The organism is Cupriavidus sp. UYPR2.512 (genome assembly GCF_000379565.1).
Classification (GTDB): domain Bacteria; phylum Pseudomonadota; class Gammaproteobacteria; order Burkholderiales; family Burkholderiaceae; genus Cupriavidus.
The window spans coordinates 1-7,806 of record NZ_KB902890.1; the positions used below are offsets into that span (position 1 = coordinate 1).

General features: G+C 62.7%; 5 protein-coding genes. 3 read left to right on the top strand and 2 right to left on the bottom strand.

Features of this window, described 5'->3' with window-relative positions; genetic code table 11:
• Nucleotides 1–249 precede the first annotated feature (249 nt).
• Both A3A5_RS37975 and A3A5_RS0108810 read right to left on the bottom strand, forming a co-directional pair.
• Nucleotides 250–3,570, bottom strand: a complete 3,321-nt coding sequence (locus A3A5_RS37975; protein WP_035812097.1) for a DEAD/DEAH box helicase — start codon at nt 3,568–3,570, stop codon at nt 250–252.
• 37 nt (nt 3,571–3,607) lie between these two features.
• The gene (locus A3A5_RS0108810; RefSeq protein WP_018310232.1) at nt 3,608–4,783 is read right to left on the bottom strand and encodes a tyrosine-type recombinase/integrase; all 1,176 of its coding nucleotides are present in this window, start codon (nt 4,781–4,783) and stop codon (nt 3,608–3,610) included.
• Nucleotides 4,784–4,959: 176 nt separating this feature from the next.
• On the opposite strand from A3A5_RS0108810, the gene A3A5_RS0108815 reads away from it, so the two are divergent.
• From A3A5_RS0108815 to A3A5_RS41010, 3 genes are all read left to right on the top strand, one after another.
• Nucleotides 4,960–5,904 carry a DNA-binding protein gene (locus tag A3A5_RS0108815; RefSeq protein WP_018310233.1) on the top strand — a complete coding sequence of 315 codons (945 nt, stop codon included), beginning with the start codon at nt 4,960–4,962 and terminating at the stop codon, nt 5,902–5,904.
• A 70-nt stretch (nt 5,905–5,974) separates the two neighbouring features.
• Nucleotides 5,975–7,345: a DUF4158 domain-containing protein gene (locus A3A5_RS0108820; protein WP_018310234.1), complete on the top strand. Its 1,371-nt coding sequence runs from the start codon at nt 5,975–5,977 to the stop codon at nt 7,343–7,345.
• 2 nt (nt 7,346–7,347) lie between these two features.
• A complete protein-coding gene (locus A3A5_RS41010) occupies nt 7,348–7,668 on the top strand; it encodes a hypothetical protein (RefSeq protein WP_198293117.1) in 321 nt (106 codons plus the stop codon).
• The last annotated feature ends 138 nt before the right edge of the window (nt 7,669–7,806 follow it).

Here is a 7,806-nt window from a genome sequence, read left to right on the forward strand (position 1 = left end):
TAGCTCGCTGGTCGTCCTTAGTCTATCAACGCTTCACAGCTGCTCAACGTCGACACTCTCGTCGATTAAATCAGCCTTTCCCTAGGGTTCGCGATAGCGACCTCGGCAAGCAGTGTCGCCACGCGTTCCGATCCGATGGCCGCCAGGGCTTTGGCGTCGATTGGAATCTCATCGTACGACATCATTTCTCCTGCGAAATGAAGCCTTTGATCTCACGGTCATGGTGGAATGTATAGTCAATCGGTAGCGCTACGTTTCAGTCCGCGTGTGCGAGCGTGATGGGGTTTCCGATGCGTGCGCCGATACGCCTGGTATGGGCGCGAACAGCGCCTCGATATCATCGGTGGAGAACTTGACGGCGCCTGCGGCATCTTCCGACAGGATCGCTTCGGCAAGCGCCGCCTTCTGCTCCTGCATCGCGACAATCTTCTCTTCGACACTGCCGGCGGTGATCAGCTTGTAGACAAATACGGGCTTGTCCTGGCCGAGACGGTGAGCGCGGTCGGTGGCCTGGTTTTCCACGGCGGGATTCCACCAGGGATCGTAGTGGATGACGGTGTCGGCCACCGTCAGGTTCAGGCCAACACCACCGGCCTTCAGGCTGATCAGGAACAGCGGCACCTCCCCTTGCTTGAAACGCTTGACGGGCGTGACGCGATCGGTGGTCTCCCCAGTCAGCATAACGTATGGAATCCCGGCTTTATCCAAAGCCGCCGCAATGAGGTCGAGCATGCTGGTGAACTGCGAGAACAGCAGGATGCGGCGGCCTTCCTCGATCATTTCCGGCAACATGTCGAGCAACAGGTCAAGCTTGGCCGACTCCTTGATTCGCGCGGCCTGCTTGATCTTGACGAGCCGCGGGTCGCAGCAGACCTGGCGCAGTTTGAGCAGTGCCTCGAGCACGATGATGTGGCTGCGCGCGAGGCCTTTGGCAGCGACGGCGTTACGGACCTTTTCCTGCATGGCGGTCCGCACTGTTTCGTACAAGTCCCGTTGCGCGCCCTCGATCTCCACTGTGCGCACGATCATCGTCTTCGGTGGCAACTCGGTCGCGACCTCATCCTTACGCCGGCGCAGCATGAATGGCCGAATGCGCCGCGCGAGCAGGTCACGCCGTATGGCGTCGCCACCTTTCTCAATGGGGCTGCGCCAGCGCCGGGTGAAATCCTGTCGGGTGCCAAGAAAGCCTGGCAGCAGGAAGTCAAACTGCGACCACAGTTCGCCGAGATGGTTTTCGAGCGGCGTGCCCGTCAGGCACAGGCGGTGCCTTGCGCGGAGTTCCCGGATGGTCACCGCGGACTTGGTTGCGGCATTCTTGACGTACTGGGCCTCGTCCAGGATCAGCAGGTGATACTCGTGTTGGGCAAGGATTTCCTGGTCACGCCACAGCAAGGCGTAAGTGGTCAGGATGAGATCGTGCTCTCCGATCTCGTCAAAGCGCTCGTGGCGCTGGGGACCGTGCAGATCCAGGACCCGCAACTTCGGGGCGAAGCGCTGCGCTTCCTCGCACCAGTTGTGCATGAGGGTCGTTGGCACGACGATCAGCGCGGGCCGGTCCAGCCGGCCACGTTCCTTTTCGGTGAGGATGTGAGCAAGGGTCTGGATCGTCTTGCCCAGGCCCATATCGTCAGCGAGTACGCCAGCAAGCTCGTGTTCGCGCAGGAACTGCATCCAGGCAAGGCCCTGACGCTGATATGGGCGCAAGTCGGCTTTTAGGCCACGCGGCACCGGTACGTCTGTCACGCCAGGACCGGCCATCAGGCGCTGCGCGAGTTGTCGGATTGAGGCATCGCCATGGAACTGCCAGCGCCCGGTCTGGTCCAGGGCGTGAAAGCGAGCCGCGTCCCACGCGGGCACGCGCATGCCGGTGTCGAGCGAGTCGAACAGGTCGATCAGCACGCGCACGACCGGCTTGAGCCGGTCGGCACGCAGGCGCAGCCGCTCATTGCGGTCGGTCGTCAGATCGATCGCTTCATTGTCGGCGATGGTTTCGAGCTTGCCGGACAGCCAGCGCGAATCCCGACCAAAGAGGTCTGCGAGCAGCGGTTCCAGACGAACCGTGCGGCCATTGACGGTGATGCCCATCTCGACATCGAACCAACCGTCCCCGCTCTGGCGCAGGCTGCCGTCAATCGCGTCGATCTCGATCACGTTGTGCCGGAAGTCGTCGCTCATGACAACGCGCCAGCCGCTGGCCTGCAGCGCGGGCAGCGCGAGCTTCATGATGTCGGGCCAGTCGCTGTCGTGCTCAAGACCAAGCAGGCCTTCCGGGAACGGCCTGGGCCCGAATAGATGGTCGGTCCGTATTTTCCTGAACCCGGTCTTGTGCAACTCCGTCAGGCGTGTCCGTTCGAACTCGGCGTCTCTCCTGATCTGGACGACGTTGCCGCCGGAGGTTCGGACAAGCGTCGTGTTGCTGTGCGCCGGCAAACTGTACTCAGCGTAATCAAAGCTGACTGTCACAAAGTCTTGCAACGATGCCCAGGTCGGTCGCGTATCGAGCGTCAGTACGGGCACGGGCTCTGTGTTGACGACCGGCACGGATGCCGCGTCGCCCGCGGGCGGCATTGGTAGCTCGGCAGCCACTTCACGCAGCACATTGCCTACGAGCGCTGCCTCCTCCAGCGAAATGGCCGGCATTGACAGGAAATCCACGAGCTGTTCGGCGGACCATGGCATGGAGAGGATGCCGGCTTCGCCAGAATGCGCGTCCACGTACCAGCATGGCTGGATACTTGTTAGCAACAGCGTGGCAGGGGGATCGGCCTGCAGGACGGGTCTTACGCGGCTGTCGGGCTGCTCTTGCCACGATATCTGAGCGCCACGTTCGACCCCGCGATGCACCACACAGTCCGTTCCTGGGGCGCGGGAGCCTGGTGGCGCAAAGGAGGTGAAGGCACGCCCGGTGGCAATTAGGGTCTCGATAATGGCGGCACCGGTTGTGCCCTGCAGCCCAAAGCTGCCGCTATAGGACGCATGTGAGCGGCCCAGCCACAAGCCACGCAGGATCGGCAGATCTTCCTTGCTGACGAACTTCGGCGGCTCGATCAGCGCTTTCTCGACGTTCTGCCACGGATCATCAAGCGAGCGAATGATTCCGTCAGCGCCCACGCGAGCCTTGTAGATACGGACCTCGGCGCCACGAGTCGATTGTCGAATCACGTAAGCCAGGGCGTGCGTCACCTTGGCGGGCTTTTTTTTGGTAGCGGGATCGGCGGCGGTTCGCCGAGCACGAAACCCTTCAAGCCAGGTCACCAGTTCGGCACGCACGCCGCTGGCCGGCGGCTTCGTCTGATGTGCAAGACCCGCGATCAGCAGCGCTGCCACGTGTTTGCAGTCATAGCTGACTGGGCACGTGCATTCTCCTTCCATCCACATGTCCTCATCAATGTCGTGGAAATACGCGCGCACATCGTAGGGATGTTTCCGCGTGCCCTGCACCAAGCCTGCCAAGGTGTCCTCGCCGATCCAACGTAACTCCGAGACGGCACTCGCGTAGGGGCGCGCCTTCGCTACCGTGTAGGAGTCTAGCCATTGCGCGATTTGTTTGGGGTTATAGGAAACAGACATTGGCAGAGAGATTCGGATTGACAACGCGGGAAGCATTCTATGCGGGGAGATGATCGGGCGGAAACGCAGCGGGTGCCGATTCTGTTCCCGCCTGAGTCGTCTGGGCATGCCGGCGATCGTCTTCGGCGTGCAGGTAGATCCCGGTCGTCTCGATCGAGGCGTGGCGCAGGTTCTTCTGGATAAAGCGAATATCCGTGCCGGCGTCGGCCTGATGTGAAGCTGCCGAGTGTCGCAGCCAGTGCGTCGAGGCCCGGCGCAAGGTGGCCGCGCCAGCCGGATCGGTTGGCTCGAGCGTGTCGGCGGTTCGGCGGAAGATTTCCTTGGCGATCAGATAGATGGCGGTCGGCGTCAGGTGCCGCTCGTCGTTGCCGGCGACGCTCATCACGGCTGGCGTGTCTTCGGCTGGCAACGGCATCGGTGCCAGCCCATGGAACGTGCGGTAGCGGGCGAAGTCGGCCATCAGGGCATCAGCGACCCGCACCTCGCCCTCAGTGCCACCCTTGCCGATCACGTGCAGCCACCAGCGGCCGCGGCGCTGGAAGAAGTCCCTGGCCTTGGCGTTGGCCGCCTCGCTGGCGCGCAAGGCGGTGTGATACAGCAAACGGATCAGCCATCGGCTGCGCTCGTAATGCTGGCACTCGCGTGAAGTACCCCGCGGCCAGGTCTCGATGGCATCAAGGACGGCCTGCCACAGCGCATGATCGAGATAGCGCTCCACCCGGCGGCTGCGCACAGGGCCTGATGAATGGATGCGTCTGAGCGCCAGCGGATTGCCGGCAAGGTAGCCGGCGGCCACCAAGTAATTGAGCAGCCCGCACAGGATGCCGAGTGCCTGGCGCCGGCTACGCTCGGACAGCGGCCCGTCAAACAGCCGTCGTGCGCCCCCGCGCCGTGGCAGCGTGGGATCGGCCCAGTCTGCAGACGGTGCTGCCAGAAACTGCTCATAGAGCAGGAAGTCTTCGCGTGTGAGGCTCGATAGTGGTTTGCCTAGCGTGCGGGTGGCCCAGATCAGCAGCCGCACCACTTCCTTGCGGTAGCTGCGCAGCGTGTGCGGCGAGTTCGCGTACTCGGCCAGCCACAAGCGGGCAGCGTCGAGGTCGGTATCGGCGGCGATCAGCCGGCTGACACCGTGTGCGCGATTGGTGCCGTCGTGGCCATCGAGGCTACTGGGGAGCGCGAGCGGGAGAGCGGCTTCGGTCGCGGACAGGTTCATGGGTCTGACACGAATTTTCGGCGGGGTCTCGCATCGTACACCCGAGATACTTCCGATTATGGGAGTTATCGTAAATTACTAGCTCATTTCGTTATGCACATTACCTGATATGATCATATATCAATAACTTCGGGTCAGAAACCTTCATTCCTGGGCCGCTTTACACCAAGTTACCGATGAGCCGCATCACCGATACCCGCTTGCGCACACGTGAAGCCGCTGCCCGCTTAGTTGCCGCCGGCCGGCGGCCGCACCAAGTCACGGTCGACCTGATCTACGCGGAAATCCGCCAGGGCAGCCGCACGACCATCAACGACGAGCTCAAGCTCTGGAAGGACGAGCAGACGCGCAACGACGCCCTTTCCGAGGCACTGCCACCGGCCGTGGCCAATGCCATGATGTCCATCTGGGCGCTGGCCATCGAGCACGGCGAGCAGGTCTTTGCCGTGCGGGGTGAAGACCTGGAAACCGAAGCCGTCGCCGCCACCACACGTGCGGATGCGCTGGCGACCACCAACGCCGGGCTTCAGGCCGAAGTGCAGACGCTGCGCGGCCAGATCGATGACCAGCAGGGACGGCTTGCTGCGACCACCGCGGAACTCGCGCGCGTGCAGGCCGAGCGCGACACCGCCACGCACCAGGCCCAGGCCGCCGCCGCCGAACGCGACGTCCTGCGCGCAAACGCCGACACGGCCCTGCGGGAGCTGCAGTTTGCACACGCCCGTGAACTTGAGTCGCGGCAGGCCGCCCGCACCGAGCATGATGCCGCCATGCGGGCCGAGGTGGACCAGGCCACCGCCCGGCTCGAAGGCGTGCAAAAGCGCGTCATGCTGCAGGCCGATGAAGCCCGCGAAGCGCAGCGCCGTGCCGAGGCCGCCCTCTCGAAAACGCAGCAGCGCAACGAGCAACTCGTCGCCGACGTCCAGCGCATCTCGGCCGATGCCGCCGAGCAGCGCCGGCTGGCGGAGCGGCATGAGACGCAGCTCGTCAGCGTCCTCGACGAATTGCGTGAACTGCGGCGCGAGCGCGATGCACTCACCCGGCAGGTCGCGCAATTACAAGGACAACTCCAGGCCCAGGGCGCGCCGGCGCCCGCACGGCCAATGAAGCGGACGCGCTAACTTCCGGGGAATCGCAACGATCCTGGAGGCCACGCCGGAAAACCGGCGGACAACAAGAACACGCGCCCTGATGGCTGCCAATACGCACCGACTGACGATCCTGACCCGGCAGGAGATCGACGATCTGTACGCGCTCCCGCGCTTTACCGAAGAAGACCGGCATGCCTACTTCGCCCTGGACGAGCTCGAGCAGCAGCTCGTGGATTCCCGCTCGGTAGCGGTTGCGGTGCACCTGATCTTGCAGCTCGGCTATTTCAAGGCAAAGCCCCAGTTCTTCGATTACGAGCCTGATGACGTCCAGGACGACTTGAGCCACATCCTGGCCCGGTACTTCCCGGATCGCAAGCCCGGCACCATCAGCGTGCCGTCCGCCCCGACCCAGCGTGGGTTGCAGGACATCATCCTTGAGTTGTGCAATTACCGCCTTTGCGACGCCGACGCCAAGGCTGAACTTGAGCATCGCGCGCAGCGCCTGGCCATGCTTTCCACGCAGCCAGTCTACATCCTTCGGGAAATACTCCAGCATCTGAAGCAGCACAGGATTGTCCTGCCCATCTACACGTTCCTGCAGGACATGGTCGGCCGCGTCGTGAGCGCGGAACGCCGCCGCGTCTCGGACCTGCTCAGCAAGGCGCTCACCACTAAGATCTCCGAGCAGCTCGATGCGATGCTGAGCGCCGATGAGTCGATGTACCAGGTCAACATCCTCAAGCGAGAGCCGAAAGACTTCAGCTACAAGGAACTTCGTGCGGAGTCCGATCGCAGGAAGTTCTTCGCGCCCCTGCATGAGTTCGGGAAGAAATTCCTGGAGAAATCCGGGATCTCCAACGATAGCATTCGGTACTACGCCTCCCTCGTAAAGTTCTACACCGTGTACAAGCTGCAGCGCATGCCGGCTGGCATCCGGCGGCTGCTTCTGCTGTGCTTTGCCTATCACCGCTTCCGCCAAATCAACGACAACCTGATCGATGCCTTCATTCATCTGGTCGGCCAGTACGAAAAATCTGCGAGCCTTGCTGCCAATGACGCCGCCCAGAATGCCCTTGCTGAGGCGAGCACCGATCTGAAGGCCGCCGGCCAGGTCTTGCACCTCTTCGTCGACGACACGATCCCGCGCCACGCGTCGTTTGCCAGCGTCAGGGAGAAAGCCTTTTCGCTGCTTCCCCTGGAGCGTTTCGAGCGGGTCTCGAACTACATGAGCAACGTCGCATTCGACAAGACCGGATTCGAGTGGGAGCACTACGTTGCCTTGTCTCGCGTTATCAAGCGCAACATCCGCCATGTCTTTGTCGGCCTCGATATTGATGGTCGCGTGGCGGACGCCCCGCTGATGGAAGCCGTCGCCTTTCTGCAGGAAATGTTCCGCAGCGGCAAATCGCCACAGCAGTGCAAGCCCAACAAGTTTCCTGCCGCCGTCATTCCGAAAGGCCTGCAGTCCTAATCTTGACCCATGCCGGCTTTCGCGCCTGGGCCAAGGAAGGCAATCTGCATTTCCCGGACGAAAAGCGCTACGCCCTGCTCCACGAGGTCCTGCGCTACTGCGCCGACCGGTGCCTGTTGGCTTGCTGCTTTTCCCAGGAGCGCCGCTTGCGCGAAATCGCGGAGATGCTGGATGGAAGCTATCCACGCTATGCCCTGACGCGGGCGCGCGTGTCTGCACGGCGTAATACCCGGGGGCGGCCTCGCCTCTGCCCCCCGCTTCTGGCAGCAAAACCGCCTCAACGAGGCGGCCTGATGTTGGGGAAAGCCAAATTCAGTATATAACAATGGCATGACTGGAATGGATACCCTCTGGCTCTCGAATCCCACCCTTGCCTACCGCGACTGGCAGGCCCGCGAGGCAGCGGGCGCCGACAAGCGGCCCTTCTCCGCGCGTTCCATCGTGCAGCACCAGGGGATGTT